The 19,885-nt window shown below is 68.4% G+C and carries 24 protein-coding genes; 21 read left to right on the plus strand and 3 right to left on the minus strand.

Annotated features, from left to right (window positions below):
• The first annotated feature begins 567 nt into the window (after positions 1-567).
• Positions 568-756: a hypothetical protein gene (locus ACE101_RS22645; protein WP_379134401.1), complete on the plus strand. Its 189-nt coding sequence runs from the start codon at positions 568-570 to the stop codon at positions 754-756.
• Positions 757-991: 235 nt separating this feature from the next.
• Positions 992-1,381: a GFA family protein gene (locus ACE101_RS22650; protein WP_379138853.1), complete on the plus strand. Its 390-nt coding sequence runs from the start codon at positions 992-994 to the stop codon at positions 1,379-1,381.
• Between the two features lie 287 nt (positions 1,382-1,668).
• On the opposite strand, the gene ACE101_RS22655 is transcribed toward ACE101_RS22650, so the two are convergent.
• Positions 1,669-1,815, minus strand: coding sequence for a hypothetical protein (locus tag ACE101_RS22655; protein WP_379134404.1), 147 nt, complete (start codon positions 1,813-1,815; stop codon positions 1,669-1,671).
• Between the two features lie 226 nt (positions 1,816-2,041).
• On the opposite strand from ACE101_RS22655, the gene ACE101_RS22660 reads away from it, so the two are divergent.
• The 3 genes from ACE101_RS22660 to ACE101_RS22670 all read left to right on the plus strand — a co-directional run bounded on the left by ACE101_RS22660 (position 2,042) and on the right by ACE101_RS22670 (position 6,937).
• Positions 2,042-3,115 carry a HamA C-terminal domain-containing protein gene (locus ACE101_RS22660; protein ID WP_379134407.1) on the plus strand — a complete coding sequence of 358 codons (1,074 nt, stop codon included), beginning with the start codon at positions 2,042-2,044 and terminating at the stop codon, positions 3,113-3,115.
• Complete coding sequence (locus ACE101_RS22665) at positions 3,112-5,721, plus strand: DEAD/DEAH box helicase (RefSeq protein ID WP_379134410.1); 2,610 nt, start codon at positions 3,112-3,114, stop codon at positions 5,719-5,721. Before ACE101_RS22660 ends, ACE101_RS22665 begins: the two co-directional genes overlap by 4 nt.
• A 112-nt stretch (positions 5,722-5,833) precedes the next feature.
• Positions 5,834-6,937 (plus strand): IS630 family transposase, encoded by a 1,104-nt coding sequence (locus ACE101_RS22670; protein WP_379134412.1) that lies wholly within the window; start codon positions 5,834-5,836, stop codon positions 6,935-6,937.
• 148 nt (positions 6,938-7,085) lie between these two features.
• Here ACE101_RS22670 and ACE101_RS22675 read toward each other — a convergent pair whose 3' ends face one another.
• Positions 7,086-7,532 carry a BrnA antitoxin family protein gene (locus ACE101_RS22675; protein WP_379134415.1) on the minus strand — a complete coding sequence of 149 codons (447 nt, stop codon included), beginning with the start codon at positions 7,530-7,532 and terminating at the stop codon, positions 7,086-7,088.
• Complete coding sequence (locus ACE101_RS22680; protein WP_379134417.1) at positions 7,516-7,803, minus strand: BrnT family toxin; 288 nt, start codon at positions 7,801-7,803, stop codon at positions 7,516-7,518. Before ACE101_RS22680 ends, ACE101_RS22675 begins: the two co-directional genes overlap by 17 nt.
• A gap of 548 nt (positions 7,804-8,351) precedes the next feature.
• Here ACE101_RS22680 and ACE101_RS22685 point away from each other — a divergent pair.
• From ACE101_RS22685 to ACE101_RS22760, 16 genes are all read left to right on the plus strand, one after another.
• Positions 8,352-8,741, plus strand: a complete 390-nt coding sequence (locus ACE101_RS22685) for a hypothetical protein (protein WP_379134419.1) — start codon at positions 8,352-8,354, stop codon at positions 8,739-8,741.
• Positions 8,734-9,090 carry a hypothetical protein gene (locus ACE101_RS22690; protein WP_379134422.1) on the plus strand — a complete coding sequence of 119 codons (357 nt, stop codon included), beginning with the start codon at positions 8,734-8,736 and terminating at the stop codon, positions 9,088-9,090. The genes ACE101_RS22685 and ACE101_RS22690 overlap by 8 nt, the downstream gene beginning before the upstream one ends.
• Positions 9,087-9,260 carry a hypothetical protein gene (locus ACE101_RS22695; RefSeq protein ID WP_379134424.1) on the plus strand — a complete coding sequence of 58 codons (174 nt, stop codon included), beginning with the start codon at positions 9,087-9,089 and terminating at the stop codon, positions 9,258-9,260. The genes ACE101_RS22690 and ACE101_RS22695 overlap by 4 nt, the downstream gene beginning before the upstream one ends.
• Before the next feature lie 74 nt (positions 9,261-9,334).
• Positions 9,335-9,925 carry a phage antirepressor N-terminal domain-containing protein gene (locus ACE101_RS22700; RefSeq protein ID WP_379134427.1) on the plus strand — a complete coding sequence of 197 codons (591 nt, stop codon included), beginning with the start codon at positions 9,335-9,337 and terminating at the stop codon, positions 9,923-9,925.
• A gap of 1 nt (position 9,926) precedes the next feature.
• On the plus strand, positions 9,927-11,144 hold the full coding sequence (locus tag ACE101_RS22705; protein WP_379134429.1) for a tyrosine-type recombinase/integrase: 1,218 nt from the start codon (positions 9,927-9,929) through the stop codon (positions 11,142-11,144).
• A gap of 20 nt (positions 11,145-11,164) precedes the next feature.
• Positions 11,165-12,964: a phage terminase large subunit family protein gene (locus ACE101_RS22710; RefSeq protein ID WP_379138856.1), complete on the plus strand. Its 1,800-nt coding sequence runs from the start codon at positions 11,165-11,167 to the stop codon at positions 12,962-12,964.
• Positions 12,965-12,966: 2 nt separating this feature from the next.
• A complete protein-coding gene (locus ACE101_RS22715) occupies positions 12,967-13,224 on the plus strand; it encodes a phage head-tail joining protein (RefSeq protein ID WP_379134432.1) in 258 nt (85 codons plus the stop codon).
• A 62-nt stretch (positions 13,225-13,286) separates the two neighbouring features.
• The gene (locus tag ACE101_RS22720; protein WP_379138859.1) at positions 13,287-14,819 is read left to right on the plus strand and encodes a phage portal protein; all 1,533 of its coding nucleotides are present in this window, start codon (positions 13,287-13,289) and stop codon (positions 14,817-14,819) included.
• Positions 14,819-15,721 (plus strand): S49 family peptidase, encoded by a 903-nt coding sequence (locus ACE101_RS22725; RefSeq protein ID WP_379134435.1) that lies wholly within the window; start codon positions 14,819-14,821, stop codon positions 15,719-15,721. The genes ACE101_RS22720 and ACE101_RS22725 overlap by 1 nt, the downstream gene beginning before the upstream one ends.
• Positions 15,722-15,788: 67 nt before the next feature.
• A complete protein-coding gene (locus ACE101_RS22730; protein ID WP_379134437.1) occupies positions 15,789-16,376 on the plus strand; it encodes a hypothetical protein in 588 nt (195 codons plus the stop codon).
• Positions 16,377-16,379: 3 nt separating this feature from the next.
• Positions 16,380-16,760 (plus strand): head decoration protein, encoded by a 381-nt coding sequence (locus ACE101_RS22735; RefSeq protein ID WP_379134439.1) that lies wholly within the window; start codon positions 16,380-16,382, stop codon positions 16,758-16,760.
• A 6-nt stretch (positions 16,761-16,766) separates the two neighbouring features.
• The gene (locus tag ACE101_RS22740) at positions 16,767-17,822 is read left to right on the plus strand and encodes a major capsid protein (RefSeq protein WP_379134442.1); all 1,056 of its coding nucleotides are present in this window, start codon (positions 16,767-16,769) and stop codon (positions 17,820-17,822) included.
• An 88-nt stretch (positions 17,823-17,910) separates the two neighbouring features.
• Positions 17,911-18,207, plus strand: a complete 297-nt coding sequence (locus tag ACE101_RS22745; protein ID WP_379134445.1) for a hypothetical protein — start codon at positions 17,911-17,913, stop codon at positions 18,205-18,207.
• On the plus strand, positions 18,204-18,560 hold the full coding sequence (locus ACE101_RS22750; RefSeq protein ID WP_379134448.1) for a head-tail joining protein: 357 nt from the start codon (positions 18,204-18,206) through the stop codon (positions 18,558-18,560). Before ACE101_RS22745 ends, ACE101_RS22750 begins: the two co-directional genes overlap by 4 nt.
• Positions 18,557-19,222 (plus strand): DUF6441 family protein, encoded by a 666-nt coding sequence (locus tag ACE101_RS22755; RefSeq protein ID WP_379134450.1) that lies wholly within the window; start codon positions 18,557-18,559, stop codon positions 19,220-19,222. Before ACE101_RS22750 ends, ACE101_RS22755 begins: the two co-directional genes overlap by 4 nt.
• 35 nt (positions 19,223-19,257) lie before the next feature.
• On the plus strand, positions 19,258-19,881 hold the full coding sequence (locus ACE101_RS22760) for a hypothetical protein (RefSeq protein ID WP_379134452.1): 624 nt from the start codon (positions 19,258-19,260) through the stop codon (positions 19,879-19,881).
• Positions 19,882-19,885 lie beyond the last annotated feature (4 nt).

A 19,885-nucleotide genomic window follows, 5' to 3' on the forward strand; every position in this document is an offset into this window, starting at 1 on the left:
CTGTCCCCATTTCTCTCCAGGAAGAAGCAGGTGGACGATGATCCGAACAGAAGACGAGCATCGCCAAGCGCAGGCGCGCCTCAACGAGATGCAATTCATCGTAAGAAATCGTTCACTGACTGACGACGAGCAGCGCGACTTCGATGGACTCGTCCGGGATCTCACCGCTTACCAAGAGACACGGTTGGCTGGGACGAGCCACGCTCCGACCAATCGTGTCGCGCCATCACACCAACCCGCTGCCACTACGTGCGCTCACACTCTACTGGCCGACGAGATGAGGGGCCGTTTTTCACAGTCGAGCAGTAGCATGCGACGCGAGCTGGCGCGTCGAGGTCTCGTCAGCGCGGAACGCGAACCGGCGCGAATTGATGTTTTGGCATCCTGCTCCGTTCGTCAAGACCGTGATGCTGGCAGCCAGTCACAGGCCAGCATGCGTCGAGTGCTTATCCGGGCCGGTCTGACCTCCAGGGAAAGGGGCTGACCCTATACCGGCACCATGCCGAGCCCCCGAAATGCCGGCGATGACTCAAGCGTCCTCCGCTCCCATCCTGGCACTGACTGGAGATGAGCGCATCCGGCGATGTTGAAGCCGCGCAGTCGGCCGAGGCAATGGTCAAGCCGGAACTGCTCAAGCTGCTGCCCGCAGTTCTGATGAGCGGGGCAAGTGCGGCGCAGTTGGTCACGACAGGGCGGCGGCAGTGGTCCGGGCCTCCCATGTCCGCCCCGCTCGCTATCTGGAGCAGCAGCCTCTGATCTACATCTTAGGGGACGGGCCGCACGAGGCTTGAGTGCATCCAACCCCAAGGCTGAGTGTCTCCGACCTGAATCCAGCTCCAGCTTCGCCCGAACCTAAAAAAAGGCAGACCGATCTCCAGACCCGCAATGAAACCAATTGCTCCACATATCGCAGTCTGAGCTGCATCATGCATGCTGCCGGTTCGTGAACAGGCGGCCAACAAAGCGATGTGGAGAGATCTCGGTGAGCAGGATCTTCCAGGGTGGCTGTCTCTGTGGGGCATCACGCTACGAGGCACGAGGCGATCCGATCAATGTCCGAGTGTGCCATTGCCGCCTTTGCCAGAGAGCGATCGGTGCTGCATTCAACGCCCGGGCTCTGATGCCCATCGAAGCCGTGACGATCTCGGGACCTGTCAGCCGGTTCAACTCCTCACCGGCGCTGGCTCGCGGCTTCTGCCAGATCTGCGGGACGGCCCTGTTCTCCGAGCGCGTGGGCAGCGGGGTAATCGGGCTAACGTGCGGTAGTCTGGACGAACCCACCGCCTTCAGACCGACCGCGCACATGTGGACGTCCAGCAAGCAGGATTGGGTCAAGCTCGATGATGGGCTGCCGCAGTACCCGGAGAGGCCTCCTCGTTGAAAGAGCATGGGCTCCTGAATCGCTGCAGGGCGCCTAATTCAGCGGCCTGGTATCGAACACCAAGCTCCCAGCCTAAACCTGACCAGCTTTGACCATGCGGGGACGGCTTTCGACCGAACGCAGTCATTCACGCGTGACCGTGCGGATCCCGAAAGCGGACGCTTGTTCCGCTGCTACTATGGCGGTGATGCGCCCATCCTCGCCGTTCAGCTAAGTTCGACCCAATCCCGAAACCCGCCGGTCATTCATCCAGCCCTTAGTTGCCGCATGAATTTCCCCGCGTCGGATCAAATTCTGCTGGGAAGCAGCCAGCACTCCTGGTCGCAGGCTTGAGCAGTTGCGTCCGGCTGGCGCGTGGTCATTGCCTTCGAGATGAAGGTCAGGTCAGGGGCGTTGACAACTACCCCGTCGTCGATCATTCCCTTGTCGCCCATCGAGAACTCCGGGAAGCATGTTGGGATCGCCGCCCCCCGCGAACGCCCGATAAATTCTTGTGTGCAGCAACAAGCCGTTCGCCCATAGGTTGCGGTTGGGCCGACCATCGGCTCTAGTCGGCCGTCTCCGCACGAGCCGAATCGATGCAGCCGACCGAAGCGAAATCTTACCCGCCACGCCGCTGCCCGGGGAACCCGAGCGCCGGTGCCCGTGCCTCGAACTAGGATGGCGAACGGCGGAGCGGATCGCGACGGCCCCGATGCGGACGCGGAAGCCCTCGCCCGCGCGCTCGCGACCCTGCTGAATCCTTCGAAAATCGATGGCGTGGTGAACTGCTGCGTTCGGGCGGTCCATGACGAGGCCTGGGAAGGCCCCCGGACGGGCCTGCTGCACGTCCGGTTCGGCGAGGACAGGCCGAGGGTGGAGGACCTCGCCTACCTACTCTGGACGGAGTGCATGTACTACGCACTCCCCCGGCGCAGGCAGGAGAGGTTCCGCCGCGAGATCGCGGCGGACATGACGGCGGTCGCGCGATGCTACCGGGCCGTCAGGGATCTCTTCATCGACTTCAACGCGCGCCATCCCGAGCGCGCGAGCGAACTGGGCGAAGTGCTGGCCTACTGCCTGGTGCAGGAGCACCTCGGGGCCGCGCAGGTGGCGAGTAAGATGTCCTTGAAGACGGCGGCCAACATGCCCGTCCACGGGCTCGACGGCATCCACGCGGTTTTCGAGAACGGCGCGCTGACGGTCTACTTCCTGGAGTCAAAGCTGGCGAGCGAGGGCCGGCGGGGCGTGGCGTCCTACGCCGCGTCGGCCGCCGAGTTCCTGAGCGACCGTCGCCAGTACCTCCGCGAGTACGAGATCGTCGCGGACCTCGGGAACCTAGACGCGCTTGAGGGCGAGGCAAGACAGCGCGCACTCGACCATTTCGACGTAATTGGCCACCCCGAACTCCGGCGCAGGGAACGGTTCGTCGGGATCATCTGCCATTCGGAACCGGGGCACTTCGGCAAGCGCCTGCGCATACGCGACGACCAGCCCCCCGACATCCACGAGCGCGACTTCGCGGAACGGTACGCCGCCGACCACGGCAAGCTGCGGCTTGCCGCGAGGAAGCAGTTGCTGAAGCATGGTGCAGACCCGGCGAAGGCGATCGTCCTCCTCGTGGCGGTGCCCGACGTGCGCGAGTTGCGGAAGGCGTTCTACGCGGCGATGGGCGTGGCCGAACGGGAGCTGCCGCTGGACGGCGACGACCTCGAGATGGACGACGACGAGGACGCGGGAGGCGACCCGGCATGAGCTTTGCCCTGGACCTCTCGGACCGCATGGCGGGCCACGCGGTGTTCTCGGACATCTTGTGGCGCCTGGAGAGCTCGGGCGCCGCCCGCTCCATTGCCGCCGAGATCGAGACCGTGACGGAGCCGCCCTCCGACGAGGACCTGCACAAGCTCCTCTACTGCGCGGGTGTCTTCGTGCAGACGGACGTTCTCGCCTACAGGCGCATGGCGCAGTCCATCGCCTTGAACTCGCTCATCGTCGCGGGGGGCAACGAGGGAGCGTACCAGCGCGGCCGCCGCATCCTGACGGACCTTGGCAACTTCCCCGCGCTTGACCGCGTCAGGCGCGAGGGTGCCGAGACCGGAGCCTCGTTCCTCGACGCACTCCGCCGGACGCTTTCGCGCGAGCTGAACACCGTCAGGGTCGGCGACCAGTGGATCCCCCTGACCGACTTCCAGAAGGACGCCTGGGACGAACTGCCCGACGCACGGGCGATCGCCATCTCGGCGCCGACGTCGGCGGGCAAGTCGTTCCTCGTCATCGAGCACCTGTGCCGGCAGGTCGAGCGGGCGGCTTCCTTCCGCGCCGTCTACGTCGCTCCCACGCGGGCGCTCCTGTCGGAGGTGAGCGCAAAGATCCAGAGGCGCCTCGGCGAGGCGGCCGACGTCAGGATCACCACCGTGCCGACGCAGGACCCCTCCGGTCCGGACCGCCAAGTCTTCGTGCTGACACAGGAACGCCTCCAGGTGCTGCTCGCCGCCTCGGCCGTGACGTTCGACCTCGTCGTCGTCGACGAGGCCCAGAACCTCTCGGACGGCTCCCGCGGGATGATCCTCCAGGACAGTGTCGAGCAGGCGGTCAGCCGAAGCAGGACGACCCGCCTCGTGCTCCTCGCGCCGGGTGCTCGCGGCTTCGAGGCGATCGGCGCCTCGATCGGCGCGCCCGATCTCACCGTGGCGCGTAACGAGCTTCCCTCCGTCCTCCAGAACAGGATCCAGTTGAGGAAGGCGGAAGTCGGCAACGCGCTCGAACTGGACCTGCTGACGCCGGACGGTCCGCGGCGGCTCGGCACCTACCGGAGCGGGCGGGGTTTCGACGTGCCGGACAGCCGACTGGCGGCCGCGGCCCTCGAGCTGGGCTCGATAGGGGGATCCCTCGTCTACGCGACCGGCCCAACGGATGCGGAGAAGGTCGCGCGGCAACTGTCCCACGATCTTAAGGACGGCGGCGACCCCGCGCTGGCCACGATCTCCGATTTCGTGAGGAAGCACATTCATCCCGACTACACGCTCGCCGGGATGATCCGGAAGGGCGTGGCGTTCCACTACGGCAAGATGCCGACGCTCCTTCGCGAGACCCTCGAGAGCGCCTTCCGCGACGGCCACGTAAATTTCCTCGTCTGCACGACGACGCTGTTCGAGGGCATCAACCTCCCGGCACGGAACGTCTTCATCGACACGCCCACCAGGGGCACGAGGAAGCCGCTCGCTCCCGCGGCGCTGTGGAACTTCGCCGGGCGCGCCGGGCGCATGTCCGCCGACATCGTGGGAAACGTGTTCCTCGTCGACTACGAGGACTGGCCGGACAAGCCCCTCGACGCGTTCGTCGGCTACGAGGTCCAGTCCGCGTTCCTGCGGACGGCCTCGGAGGTTCCAGACCGCCTGCTCGGGGCGTTGGGCGGCGCCATGCCTGCCGAGTTGCCGAATGACGACGACGCTCTGCGCGTGAGGGCAGCCGCCGGGCTGCTGATCTCCAAGGCCGCCGGGAGCGACGTCCGCGGGTACGTCGATCGTACCCTCGGCAGCCTCGACGAGGGGCTGCGCGCCCGCCTGACCGAGGCGAGCATCGCCGCCAACGAGCGGATCGGTCTTCCGGCGACGCTGCTGGCGACCAACTGGACCGTCGATCCCTTCGGCCTGCGTCGGCTCCACGACAACATGCTGAAGAAGGTCGAGGAGGGGAAGACGCGCAGGCTGATACCCGTCAGTCCGCTCGGGAAGGGGGCCTATAAGTCGTACAGCTCGATCTTCTCAAGGATCCACAGGGAGGTGAACGGGGGGAGCGTTAACTTCGCGGGCCTCGTGTCCGGCATCGCTCTCGATTGGATGCGCGGGGTGCCCTATCCCGTCATGCTCGCCAAGGCGGTCGAGCGGCAAAGGAGGTTCGACGCGAAGAGGATCGAGGCCAACAGGATCATTCGCGAGAAGAACCCCGCCAGCAGGGTTCAGGATCCCGACGAGATCGTCGTGGACGACGTCGTCCGCCGGGAGTTCGACCTCATCGAGGACCAGGTACGCTTCCGCTTCGTCCAGCTCGGCAAGGCGTACATCGACATACTCAACATCGTCCTTCGGGAGACCGGGCAGGAAGGGTTGATCGGCGACGTCTACGATTTCCCGTTGGCGTTGGAGTTGGGCATCTCGACCAAGTCCGGCTGGTCGTTCATGGAGCTCGGCCTGTCCCGGATCGCCGCGGCGGCCCTCCAGCCGGAGTTCCCCGACAGCAACCTCACGCCTGATGCGGCGCGCAAGTGGCTGGCGGGAATCGAGGACATCGGCACGCTGCGCCTAGGGCCGGTGATCGTGGATGAACTGCGGCGCTTGAAACTCGTACGCCCGGCGGGGTGATCCGACCTGGGTGGACGCTCCGGCGTACTTCGTCTGTGGAGGCCCCGGGCCGGAACACTAGTGTCCTGCGCCTGAAGTTTATGACAAAATGTGGGGATGCTGGGAGGTGCCGATGGCCTACCGCGTGCCCACGCCCCTGGATCTGAGCACCGAGGAACGAGCGGAGCTTGAGAGCTGGGCTCGCCGTCGCAAAACAGGCCAGGGACTGGCGCTGCGCGCCAGGATCGTGTTGCTGGCTGCCGACGGGCTGAGCAACACCACCATCGCGGCGGAACTGGCCACTGGCAAGCACACGGTCGGCAAGTGGCGCGAACGGTTCGCCCGTCAGCGCAGGGACGGGCTCCTCGACGAGCCTCGCTCAGGGGCACCGCGCAAAATCGGCGACGAACAGGTCGCCGAACTCATCGATCGCACGCTCTGCGAGCGGCCGCCAGGCGCCAGCCACTGGAGCCGGCGCAGCATGGCCAAGGCCAGCGGCGTGTCGGGCACGACGGTCGGGCGGGTGTGGCGCGCCTTCGGCCTGCAACCGCATCGGTCCGAGACCTTCAAGCTCTCGACCGACCCGCTCTTTGCCGAGAAGGTGCGCGACATCGTCGGGCTCTACCTGGCGCCGCCCACTCGCGCCCTGGTTCTCTGCGTGGACGAGAAGTCCCAGGTGCAGGCGCTCGACCGCACGCAGCCGCTGCTGCCGCTGCGGCCCGGGCAGGCCGAGCGGCGCACCCACGACTATGCCCGGCACGGCACCACCAGTCTGTTTGCCGCGCTCGACGTGAAGGCCGGGACGGTGATCGGGCAGTGCTACCCGCGTCACCGCGCCAGCGAGTTCCGCCGCTTCCTGGACGAGATCGAGGCGGCGGTGCCGGACGACCTCGACGTGCACCTGGTGCTCGACAACTCGGCGACGCATAAGACGACGCTGATCCGCGACTGGCTGGCGCAGCGCCCGCGCTACCAGGTGCACTTCACGCCGACTTCCGCCTCCTGGATCAACCAGGTCGAGCGGTGGTTCGGCCTGCTGACGGACCGGGCCATCCGACGGGGCGTGCACTGCTCGGTGGAGGAGCTTGAACGCGACATCCGCGCGTTCATCCAGGCCACGAACGCTGACCCGAAGCCATTCCGATGGGTGAAGTCGGCCGATACCATCCTGGCCAGCGTCAAGCGCTTCTGCCTGCGAACGCTCGACGCCGATCCTGACAACACGCCTTTGTCATAAACTTCAGGCGCAGGACACTAGCACCTGTTGGCCAAAGCTGCCGGGATCGACGGTCTGCCCCGGCACCAGTTCGGCATATGATGTGTGAAAGTCAGTTCCAGCTTCAAGCACCATGCCGATGCCTTAGTTGTTGGGACACTAGAGGCATTCATGCTCTACGCTTATTTGTCCTCGCCTCCTCGTCTTTGAGGATGTCGCGCGTGCTACCAGAGCGTGGCCCCTTTCGAGAGGGCGTCAAGGTCTCATCGCCGCTCATACTATTGGCGTCGGCCGTCGCCATCTGCTTGGCGCCACGCGCTAGTACATCGTGCATGCGGCCGTGCCATCCCGGGCCGGTGGCTTGGTAGGCCGCCAGTACGTCGGGATCGACCCGCATTGTGACCTGCACCCGCTTGTTCGGCGACTTCGGCCGCCCGCGCTTGGTCAGCGCCGCGAACAGCGCAGGAGGCAGAACCTCGCTGGCGGGGCGCATCCCCGCAATCTCCTCATCGGTCATCTCGCGAGCGTCAGGGTCTGCGGCCATGCGGGCTTGCAGCTCGGCCTCCTCCGCATCGCTCAGGAGGGGCACGCGTCTACGATTATCGGTGGACGGCATAGGCTTTCCTCTCGCGGTTGCTGGCGGTGCGCAGGCTGATGGCCGAAATCGCCTCCGTGCCGAGGAGCGAAAACGTCAGCGTAACGAGCTTCTTATCGAGATAGCCCGTCGCCATGTACCGGGCGCTGCCGTGCTTGCTGTCATAGCTCTGGGCGATCATGGCCGTGTCCCATTCGAACCGGTCCCGCGCATCCGCGAAGTCGAGGCCGTGCCCCGCCGGCGGAGGTTGCCGGTTCTTCTCGCGCTTCCGTTCGTCCCAGACCATCAGCATAGGTTTAGAGTAGCTACTGGAAATCCGCCAAGCAAGGAAAATCGGTAGCTACCGAAAAAAACCCGAATTGCAGCGGCGGGGAGCCACGCAGCACGAAACCCCCGCAGCCTTGCCGGGCTCGGGGTGTTCGTGTCATTGTGAAGGTGGAGCGTGACAACTCCCGAGACGGGCCCTTGCCGGGGCTGGCGTCTCAGTCCAGAGCGGAAGCCTTCCACCTTGCCGGGTGTTCGGCCCCGTAATGACGTGCTCACCTCCCGGTGAGCGCGACCGGCTCACTATGCCGGGAGTACCGCAGCACCGTCAAGCGCAAGCTTGATCGGCGATACAACAGCCCTTCGGGGTAAAGGCTGCGGTGCACGTTCTCTGGGCGTGTTGTCACCCTCCCGGTGCCAGTGCCGTTCGCTGGCATCTTGGCGCAACCTCCGTGACAAGAGCGAGCGCCCCGGCCGTGACAAGCCGGTTCCCCAGAGAGCACCACCCCTATGGGTTTCCATCGACATTCCAAGCCCGGCCAGCCCGGACCCTTCGTCGTGCCCGCCAGCGGCCCCGTGACCCGCGCCATGCGGGCGATGCGGAACGATGAGCTGGCGCCCCGACCCGACCCTATCACGGCCCTGCGCTGCGCCCTGGAGCGCCACTTTGCCAGCCTGGGGCAGCAGGTGAGCTTCGTCGAGCGGAAGCCGACGTCGCTCGCCGCGGTGCGCCGCGCGCTTGCCGACCGCATAGAGGCTGACCTCGCCGTGCTGGACGCCATCGACGGCGATAGCGACCTCGAGGTCGAGGACGGCGGAGACGACGAGCCCTGCCTGGGCGCCATGCTTCCCCAGCCCGTTCGCATCGACATCGGCACTCACGGGCGCAGGGTGCTGTTCGATGGTCTCGACCAGCGCAACTGGGCGTTCGGCAGCGACGACGACCGGGAGATGGCACATGACTGAGCGCACCTCCCGCCGCGGCTTCCTCCGCGGTCTCGCCGCGCTCCCGCTCATCGGCGGCGGCGTGGCGCTCACGGGCCGGCCCACGGCCGCGGCGGTGCCGATCACCGGCGGCATGATGGCGACCTACGTCGCGTGGCTGCACTACGAGCTGCGCGCCGTCGCGGAAGCGAGCTTCGGTGATCGCCGCTTCATCCCGGCCATCAATCCCGGCAGCGGTTGGCATGACTTCGGCCGGTGGCGTGAGGAGGGCATCGCCGCGCAGCGGCGGGCGCCCGTGATCCTCTCGGCCGCGGGCGTGCCGCTCACGAGTGCCGAAGCGGACGAGCAATGGGGAGGGCCGCTCGCATGAGGCTCATCCGCACGCTCTGCGCCCGCTGGCTGATTCGGCAGGCGACGGCTGACCTCCGGTTGGCCGCGCGCCATGCCAGGGCCGCCGCTGCGCTCGAAGCCCGCGCTTTGGACCGCATCGACGCGGCCGAGGCCTTCCTCGTCCAGACCGGCCGCCTCCGCGCGGCCTGACCTCCTGGCCCGGCCGCGGGCCGACCTCTTCGAGCGTCGACCGTGGCCGGGTCTCCATCGTCTCAGGAGGACCCATGTCCAAGCTCATCACCGTCCCCTTCCACGGGGACACCTTGTTCGCCGTCGAGCGTGAAGACGGCATCCACGTCGCCATCAAGCCCATTGCCGACCGACTTGGCATCGACTGGCGTTCGCAGCGCAGCCGCCTCAGCAGAGACCCCATTCTGTCCGAGGGGCTGGCGATGGAGCCCATGCCGTCAGTTGGCGGCGCGCAGGATACCGTCGTGCTGCGCCTCGACCTGCTCAGCGGGTGGCTGTTCGGGCTCGATGCCAGCCGCGTGCGGCCGGAATGCCGTGAGGCGGTGCTCGCCTATCAGCGCGAGTGCTTCTCTGTCCTGTTCGCCCACTTCTACCGGCGGCGGAGCGAAGGTGGGGTCATGATGACCCCTCCCCCCGCGGAGCCAGCACGCGCGGAGAGCGTATCCGTCCGGCGTGGCCTCGTCACCGAGGCGCGGCAGACCTTCGGTGCCCGGGCAGCCGGAAGCCTGTGGTTCGCGCTCGGGCTGCCCACCGTGCCCGAGATGAGCACGCCCGCGGCAGACGACCTCTTCACCTACACTGCCGTCCGCCGCGACGGCTCAACCTCAGCAACGGGAGGCCGCTGACATGGCGAGCGTGGGCAAGCGCGAGTGGACTTCGCCGAGTGGCGAGAAGCGCTCGGGTTATGAAGTCCGCTACAAGGAGGGAGGCAAACACAGGTCGAAAACCTTCCGGCTGAAGAAGGATGCGGACACCTTCCGCCGGAAGGTGGAAGCAGAACTGGCCGACCGCACCCACATCCCGGAAAGTGAGGCGCATACCGTCGCTCAGGTCTGCGAAATGTTCGTTCGCCACACAGAGGACCGCGTCTCGGATGGACGAATCGGCAAGGCTCGACAGCACGACATTAAAACGGCAGTAGATCGCCACATCAAGCCGAGGCTCGGCACCATCAAGATCAAGGATCTGACTTGGCAATCTGTCGAACGATTCTATGCCGACTGCCGCAAGGCTGGTCTCGGCCCCCGAACGCTGAAGAAGTATGCGGATATCCTGCGAATTATTGAGGACTACGCCTTCAAGCGCGACCTGACAAAGCAGCGCGTGGTCGTGGCTGCCAACAGCGAGCTGCGAGGCATCCCCCGCGGCAAGGTGCGAACCTTCACCGTGACAGAGATCGAAGCCCTGCTATCGGCCGTAGAGACGAGGCACCACCGCGGCAAGCACCACGGGCATTTGCTGACGAAATGCTTCGTCCATCTCGCGGCGTTCTGCGGCCTGCGCTTCAGCGAGATCCGGGGTTTGACATGGGGGTGCATCGACTTCGAGAAGCGCCTGCTGCTGATCCGGCACAGCCTGTCGCGGTGGGATGAGCTGAAGGGGCCGAAGACCCGTGCCGGTGTTCGCGACGTGCCGATGCCGGCACATGTCGCAGCGCTGCTGCTGGAATGGCGGGAACGGTTCAAAGTCGCCAATGAGCGCGACCTCGTGCTGATCCTGCCGAGCGGGCGCTCCGTCGCGCCGAGCGAGTTCCATGCCGGCTACTGGAAGCCGCTGCTGACCCGCGCGGGCCTGTGGGAGAAGGGACAGGACGCCCACCACTTCCACGCTCTCCGGCACTTCGCGGCAAGCTGCTTCGTGGACATGGGTATGTCCCTGCCGCGCGTCGCTGCCACGCTCGGACACAGCACCTTCGACATGACGCTACAGGTCTACGCGCACGAGATCCGCGGCGGCGACCGGCAGCACGACGTCGTGGACGTCATGTCCGGACGCCTCCTGCCGCCACCCACCTTTACGCATGACGTGCGAAATTCTTCTAAGCCATTGATTTCAAACGGCTGAATAGTCTCAAGACCACGGTCATCGAGAACATCCTCGGCCGCTTCGCCCACGTCGACCCCTGTCCCATCCTGGTGGTGCAGCCGAAGGACGATGCGGCGGAGACCTTCTCCAAGGACCGGCTCGCCCCGATGATCCGGGACACCAAGGTCCTGCGGGAGCTGTTCGGGGAGGCGAAGTCCCGGGACGCGAGCGACACGCTCACCCACAAGCAGTTCCCCGGCGGGCACATCACCCTGGTGGGCGCCAACAGCCCCACCAACCTCGCCATGCGGCCCATCCGGCTGCTGTGCTGCGACGAGATCGACAAATATCCGCTCTCGGCTGGTGGCGAGGGCCCTCCCATCGACCTCGCCGAGGAGCGGCAGGCCGAGTTCAAGACGAACAGCCTGTCGGTGCGGGCCTGCTCACCCACCGTCGCGGGGCGCTCGGCGATCGAGGCGAGCTACGAGGAGAGCGATCAGCGCAAGCCCTTCGTCGCTTGCCCGCACTGCGAGGGCTGGCACCCGCTCGAATGGGAGCAGGTGCGCTTCGACAAGGACGAGGATGGCCGGATCCGGCCCGAGACCGCCCGCTACGAATGCGTGGAGTGCGAGCACCCTTGGACGGAGGCGCAGCGTCTCGCCGCCCTGCGCAAAATCGAGTGGCGGCAGACCCGGGTCTTCACCTGCTGCGGCGAACGCCAGGTGCCGGAGGTGTGGGAGGCGGAGCGGCACGGCGTCCGCCGGGCGCTCTGCCGGCATTGCGGGACGCGCGCGGTGCCGAACGATCATACCGGGTTCCAGGCGTCGAAGCTCTACGCCCCGAAGCAGACGATCCGGGAGACGGTGGCGAAGTTCGCGCGGGCGCTGCGCCGGGGGCCGGAGGCGTTGCGGACCTTCTTCAACACCCAGCTCGCCCGCACGTGGAAGGAAGGCGCGGACGCGCCCGACTGGCAGGATGTCTACGCGCGTCGCGACGACTTCCTGTCCGGCGCGGTCAGCCGCGGCGCGCTGATCCTCTTCGCCGGGGTCGACGTCCAGAAGGACCGGCTGGAGGTCGGGATCTGGGGCTTCGGCCGCAACCGGGAGCGCTGGCTGGTGGAGCACCGCGTGCTGCCCGGCCCCACGAACCGGCCGGAGGTCTGGGCCGACCTTGAAGCCATGTTCGAGGAGACGTGGCAGCACGAGAGCGGCGCTGAGATGACGGTGCGGGATTGGGGCATCGACAGCTCCGGCTTCACCGCCGAGGTCTACGCCTTCGTGCGCCGGCAGGCCGGGCGCCCGGTCCACGCCATCGACGGGCAGGACAGCTACGCGGGGGCATTCCTCGGCGTCGGGGCGAAGGACAGCACGGCCGCCGGGAAGAAGCTCCGGCGCGGGCTGAAGACGCTGCGGGTCGGCGCCTCGTTCGCCAAGCAGGAGCTGATGGGCTGCCTCGCCCTGCAGCGCCCGGCGGCGGGGCAGGCCTTCCCTGCGGGGTTCGTGCACCTGCCGCGGGACGTCACCGAGGATCAGGTGAAGCAGCTCACCGCCGAGGAGCTGGTCACCCACGTCACCCGCGGACGCACGCGGCGGGAGTGGGTGCCGATCGGCGGGCGGCGCAACGAGGTCCTCGACTGCGCGAACTATGCCCGCGGCCTCGCGGCGATGCGCGGATGGGACCGGTGGCGCGAACCGCACTGGCGCGAGCTTGAGGCGGCGCTGGGCATCGCTCCCGTCCGCCCGAGCGCGAGCGAGGTGCCCACGGTGGCCCCGGAGGTCGCCGCCCGGACCCTCGCCGCCCGGGACCAGCACAGACGCGCCGTGCGGCGCAGCCGGGTCAACAACCGGCCCGGGAGGTAGGAATGGCGGACACGCCGGAACAGCAGCTCGCGAAGCTCCGGGCCCAACTCGCCAAGCTCGATCAGGCCATGGCGAGCGGCGTGCTCACCGTCGAGCAGGCCGACAACGCCGGGCGCATCACCTACCGGAGCTACGCCGAGATGAAGCAGGCGCGGGCGGACCTCGTGCGGCGGATCAACGACCTCGCCGCCACGCTGCCCGGCGCCGTTGTTCAGCGGCGCACCCGGCAGGTCGTGATGACGGGCCGGAGCGGGTGGTGAGCGTGGCGCAACCGGTCCGGTTCCGGGTCAAGGGCACCAGCCAGTACGTCGAGCCGCTCGCCATGGACCTCGATGGCGAGGCGGGCGGCGCGCTGGAAGCGCCGGCCTACGACGTCGCTGGCGGGCGCGGTCGTCGCTCGCGGTCCTGGCGCGTCGGCAACTACGGCCCGAACAGCGCCATCACCTACGCGCTGGACGAGCTGCGCCGGAAGAGCCGCGACCAATCCCGGCGCAACCCCTACGCCGGCGCCGCGGTCGACCGGCTGGTGAGCAACATCATCGGCACCGGCATCGTCCCGCGCTCCACGGCGGCTCGGTCGACGGACGGCCTGGACGAGGAGCAGGCCGCGCGGATCAAGGCCGAGGACGCCGCCTTCCGGGCCCGGGTGCAGGCGCTGTGGCTGGAGTGGACGGACGTCGCCGACAGCATCGGCGCACACGACTTCTACGGCCTCCAGGCCATCGCCGTGCGCGGCATGGTCGAGGGCGGTGACAGCTTCACCCGGCTTCGCACCCGGCTCCTCACGGACGGGCTGCCGGTTCCGCTCCAGCTGCAGGTTCTCGAAGGCGACCACTGCCCGCACCTCAAGACCGAGCCCAGCAACAACATCCGCCAGGGCATCCGCTACAACGCGATCGGGCGGCGCCAGAGCTACTTCCTCTACCGCGAGCACCCGGGCGACGGGATCATGACCCCGGCCGGGCTGGAGCTTGCCGAGGTGCCGGCGAGCGACGTCGCCCACCTCTACCGGGCGATGCGCCCCGGTCAGGACCGCGGTGAGCCGTGGCTGGCCCGAGCGCTGCGCACGCTCTACGACCTCGACGGCTACCTCGACGCCGAGCTGGTGCGGAAGAAGAACGCCGCCCGTCTCGTCGGCTTCATCAAGCGCACGATGGAGGAAGGCGCGGACGCTCCTCTCGGCTCCGGGCCGCTCGGTGCCGATCCGGCCGACGACGAAGGCGTGGCGACGCTGGAATTCGAGCCGGGAACCCTGCAGGTCCTGGCGGACGGCGAGGATGTCACGTTCTCGGACCCGAAGGATGTCGGGCCGAACTTCGAGATGTTCGTGCGCGAGGCCAAGCGCCAGATCGCGGCGGCCTGCGGGTTGCTCTACGAGATCCTGAGCGGCGACTACAGCCAGCTCAATGACCGCACCCTGCGCGCCGCCCTGAACGACTTCCGCCGCGCCGTTGAGGGCTGGCAGCATCACCAAGTGGTGTTTCAGTTCTGCCGGCCGGTGTGGATCCGCTGGATAGATCTGGCGATCCTCTCCGGCGCGCTGACCCTCCCCGAGGGCATGTCGCGCGCGGCGGCCTACTCGGCCCGCTGGATCCCGCAATCCTGGCCGTACATCCACCCGGTGCAGGACGTCCAGGGCAAGTCCATGGAGGTGCAGGCCGGGTTCGCCAGTCGCACCCAGAAGGTCGCCGAGGCCGGCTACGACAGCGAGGCGATTGACGCCGAGAACAAGGCGGACAACGAGCGGGCCGACGCAGCCGGCCTTGCCTACACCAGCGACGGGCGCCGCGCGGCGAAGTCGGCCGGCGACGATGCGTCCTCCGAACCCAATCCCCCCTCACCGGAAGGGCAGTGATGACCAGTGCGCTCCACGCCCTGACGGCCGAGCCGTGGGCGATCCGTCCCGACTACCTGCACTTCATGGCCTCGCTCGCGACCCTGGACCGTTCCGGCCGCGCCGATCGCCGGGCCGCCGAGGGCGAGGACTGGTTCCGGCTGGACCTGCAGGCGACGGCGGGCCCGGCCGCGCAGCGCCTGGACGGCGCGCGCTACGCCATGCTCACCCGTGAGGGTGTGGCGATCATCCCCGTCATCGGCCCCATCTTCCCGAGGGCCAACCTGATGACGGAGATGTCCGGCACCGGCACCTCGGCGACGATGCTGGCCCGGGACCTCGTCCTCGCCCGCGACAGCGCGGATGTCGGCGCCATCATGCTGCTGGTGGACAGCCCCGGCGGCTCGCCCACCGGCATCAACGCGCTGGCCGATCAGCTCTACGCCATGCGCGGCCGCAAGCGCGTCGTGGCGCACGTGAGCGGTTCGGCGGCGTCGGCGGCCTACTGGCTCGCTTCCTCGGCGGGTGAGGTCGTCACCGAGAAGACGGGCATGCTCGGCTCGATCGGCGTCGTGGCGGCGATCTCGAAGCAGGTGGAGCCCGACACTACCGGCAGCCTGTCCATCGAGATCGTGTCCTCGAACGCGCCGAACAAGCGCCCGGACCCGCAGAGCGAGGACGGCGCGGGCCAGATCCGGACGCTGCTCGACGCCATCGAGACGCAGTTCATCGCCGACGTGGCCCGCGGCCGGAAGACCACGCCCGCCCGGGTGCGCACCGACTTCGGAGCCGGCGGCATGAAGGTGGGCAGCGACGCGGTCGCGGCCGGCATGGCCGATCGCGTCCAGACCTACGACGCCACCCTCAGGGACCTGTCCCGGACCGCGGCCAACGAACGGGCCGCCCGGGCCGCGCGGCGATAGCCGCTCCACCCCATTCCGGCGCCGCCGGGATCAGAGCGCTTCGGCGCATCGCACCCAGGAGAAACGAATGCCTCGCGACCTCGCGGGCCTTCGACGCGATCGCGCGAAGGCCTCCGACCGCATGAACGAACTCGCCGCGGCCGCCCGCGGCCGGTCCATGACCGACGACGAGCAGCGCGACTTCGACGCCGCCGCCCAGGAGGTGTCCGACCTGGACCGCCAGATCTCGGCGACCGAGGCCCAGGAGGCCCTGAACTCGGCCACCTCCATCAGTCGCGCCAACGCGGCCGAGATCGCCAAGCTGTGCGTGGACGGCGGCGTGCCGGCGATGGCCGCCACCCTCCTCGCCGAGGGCGTGGGCGTCGAGGATGCGAAGAAGCGCGTCACCGAGGCCGGCGAGGCCAAGAACCTCGTGATGCTGGCGCGCCGGAAGGACCCGGGCATCCCCGAGGACTTCGCCGCCACCATGCTGGCCGAGGGCAAGACCGTCGCGGACATCCGCTCGGCGCTCTTCGACAAGCTCGTGGCCGCCGAGGAGAAGACCTCGATCCGCTCGCACCCGCCGGCCCTCGAGGGGAACGCCGGCGTCACCGCCTCCGCCAGCAGCATGGAGCGCGAGCTCCGCCGCGCCGGCCGCATCAAGAAGGATGCCTGATCCATGCCCCTCCTCGAAACCGCTCCCGTCGCCTCGGACTGGCTGAAGGCGGAGGACGGCTCCTACCGGAGTCGAGACACCGTCGTCATCGCCTCCGGCTCGGGCAAGCTCGCCTCCGGCACCGTGCTCGCCAAGGTCACGGCCTCCGGCAAGTTCGTGCCGGCCGCCGCCTCGGGCAGCGACGGCTCGCAGACCGCCGCCGCGGTGCTGCTCTTCCCGGTCGATGCGACCAGCGCCGACGCGAAGGCGGTCGTCGTCTCTCGCCACGCCGTCGTGAGCCATGCTGGGCTCATCTACGGCTCCACCATCAACGATGCCACCAAGCGCGCAGCGGCCAACGGCCAACTCGGCGCGGCGGGCATCATCGTCCGCCAGGGGGCCTGAACCGCGATGCCCGAGATCCTCGACATCTTCAACCAGGATGCCTTCTCGGCTTCGGCCCTGACTGGCAACATCACGCTGGTGCCGAACACTTACGGCCGCATCAACGCGCTCGGGCTGTTCCGAGCCGAGCCGATCGCCACCACCACGGTGACGGTGTTCATCGAGAACGGTGTGCTCAACCTGCTGCCGACCCGCCCGCGTGGCGCGCCGGCGACCCTCGGCACCCGTGGCCGGCAGAAGCCGCTGGCGTTCCCCGTGCCGCACATCCCGCACGAGGACAGCGTGCTGGCGACCGACGTCCAGAACATGCTGGCGCTCACCCCGAACGGCGTCGCCGGCCTGGAGACCGTGCTGGGCTTCCTGAACCGCAAGCTGATGGTGATGCGGGACAAGCACGCTATCACGCTGGAGAAGCTGCGGATGGACGCGCTCAAGGGCGTGATCCGCGACTACGACGGCTCGGTCATCCTCGACCTGTTCGCCGCCTTCGGCGTGACCGAGAAGGTGGTGGACTTCGCCCTCGGCACCGCATCCACCGACGTGCTCGGCAAGTGCCAGGACGTGACCGGCTACATGGAAGACAACCTCCTTGGCGAGACGATGACGGGCGTGCATGCGCTCGCCTCGCCCGAGTGGTTCCGCAAGTTCACCTCGCACGCGAGCGTGAAGGAGGCCTACAAGTACTACCAGTCGGGACCGCAGATCCTGCGCGAGGACGTGCGCAAGGGCTTCACCTTCGGCGGCATCACCTTCGAGGAGTACCGCGGCTCGGCCTCCTACGTGCAGGAGGACAAGACCACCAGCGTGCCGGAGCGGTTCGTGCCAGCCGGCGACGTGCGGTTCTTCCCGCTCGGCACCACGGACACCTTCACCAACTACTGGGCCCCGCCCGACTTCTGGTCGGCGGTGAACCAGGCGCCGGCCATCGGCGACGCGGAGGTGTTCGTGGCGCCGCTCGAGCCGAAGAAGTTCGGCAAGGGCGTGGACATCCACACGGAGAGCAACCCGCTCCCGCTCGTGAAGCGCCCCGCGCTCCTCGTGCGCGGCACCACTTCGAACTGACGCGGCTGATCCACACCGGGTCGACCTCGCGGCCGACCTGATCCCCCTGACGCCCGCACGACGGGCCATCGACACGAGGGAGGCGGCCATGCGGCTGCGCGAGAAGGGTAAGAAGGACGGCGAGGTCGTCACCATGGGCTGGGACGAGGCGCAGGCCGCGCTCCAGGCCGGCACTCACGTGGTGGCGGAGGGCAGCGACGCGAGCGACGGCAAGGACGGCCAGCCCAGCGGGGCCGACAGCCAGGGCGGCAGCAAGCCGGCCGACGACGGCCTCGATGCCAAGTCGGAGGCGGAGCTGAAGGCGCTGGCGGCCAAGCGCGGCGTCGACATCTCCGCCGCCAAGACCAAGGCCGACATCCTCGCCGCGCTCCGCGCCTCGAAGTGAGCGCCTTCGACCTCGGCTTGGACGCCATGTTCGAGGATCCGAACGTGGGTCAGGACGCGATCTGGCGTGCGGGCGGCGCCTCCACCGGGCTGCCCGTGCGCATCATGCGCGTGTCGCCGGAGGCCATCGTGGGCCTCGGCGACAACCGCTTCGACCTGAACGCCATGCTGATCTCCGTCCGCCTGTCGGAGGTGCCGGAGCCGGCGAAGCGGGATCAGGTCGACCTCCTCGATGAGGACGGCAACGTGGCGCAGACGGTCGAGGTGACCGGCCTCGCCCGGATCGACATCCGCCAGCTCGTGCGCACCTGCGAGGTGTCGCCGCTGGCGCCGGACGACGAGGACGAGCCGTGAGGTTCACCGCGACCGCGAGCGACGTCCGCAAGGCACTCGCCGGCACCGAGGTGCAGATCGCGCGCTCCGTCACGGCCGGCATGCGGCAGGTCACGGACGGCCTGAAGGAGGATCTGCGCGACGACGTGCGCAGGGCCGGCCTCGGCCAGCGGCTCGCCAATACGTGGCGCGGCCGAACCTTCCCGACCTCGGGCGAGAGCGTGGACGCGGCGGCCTACGTCAGCAGCAACGCGCCCAAGCTCATCAACGCCTTCGACCAGGGCGTCACCATCACGGCGCAGGGCCGGAAGTACCTCGCCATTCCGACACCAGACGCGGGCGTGCGTGTCGTCTCCGGCCGTCGCGCAAAGGGCTCCGGCGGCAACGGCCTCACCCCGGCCGCGTGGGAGCGCGAGACGGGCGCGAAGCTGCGCTTCATCCCGACCGCCACCGGTGGCGTGCTCGTCGCCGATGCCTTCTACCGGCGGCAGGCGGCGCGCTCCCAGCGGCGGAAGTCGTTCCGGGCGATCCGCGAGGCAGGCCCGGCGAAGGGCCGGAGCTTCGTCGTGATCTTCGTGCTGGTGCGCCAGGTGAAGCTCCGCAAGCGCCTCGACATCGACGCCGTCGCGAAGGAGTGGGCCGACCGCGTGCCCGGCGCCATCGCGGCGAACTGGACGGCCTGAGCGCCGCCGCGCCCCATCACCCGAGAGGCTGATCGATGATCCGTTTCGCTGCCGCCCTGGCGGCCATCCTGTGCTGCGCGCTGCCGGCTCTGGCCGAGGCGCCGCCGTCTGTCGCCCCCGGCGTGCCGTTCGGAACCGGAACGCAGCCGGTGGTGGTCTACGATGCCCAGGGCAACGTCGTATCCTCCTTCGGTGGCGGCGGGGGTGGCGGCGGCGGCTCCGTGACGGCTCCGGGGACGGCCGGCACCCAGGCGGAGGCGGTCCAGGGCGTCCCGGGCGGCGTGCCTCTGCCGATCAGTGCGGCGGCCCTCCCGCTCCCGGCTGGCGCGGCGACCGCGGCGGCGCAGGCCACCGGCAACACGTCGCTCGCCTCGATCGTCAACGGCCCGGCGCCCACGAGCAGCTTCTCGATCGCGCGGACGGGCAGCATCGGCACCACCGCCGTGCAGGTCTCCGGGGCAGACACGACGAACCGGCGCACTGTCACCAACACCTCCGCGATCGGCTGTGAGCTGATGCCGGCCGCCACCGCCTACGGCACCGGCTACCCGCTGCCGGCCGGTGGCTCCTTCACCTTCGACGCGTCGGGCCGCACCACGGGTGCGATCTTCGTCGCCTGCTCCGCGGCGGGCGGCACCGTCGCCGTCATCAGCTACTGAGGCC

The organism is Methylobacterium carpenticola, assembly GCF_042748905.1.
Lineage (GTDB): Bacteria > Pseudomonadota > Alphaproteobacteria > Rhizobiales > Beijerinckiaceae > Methylobacterium > Methylobacterium carpenticola.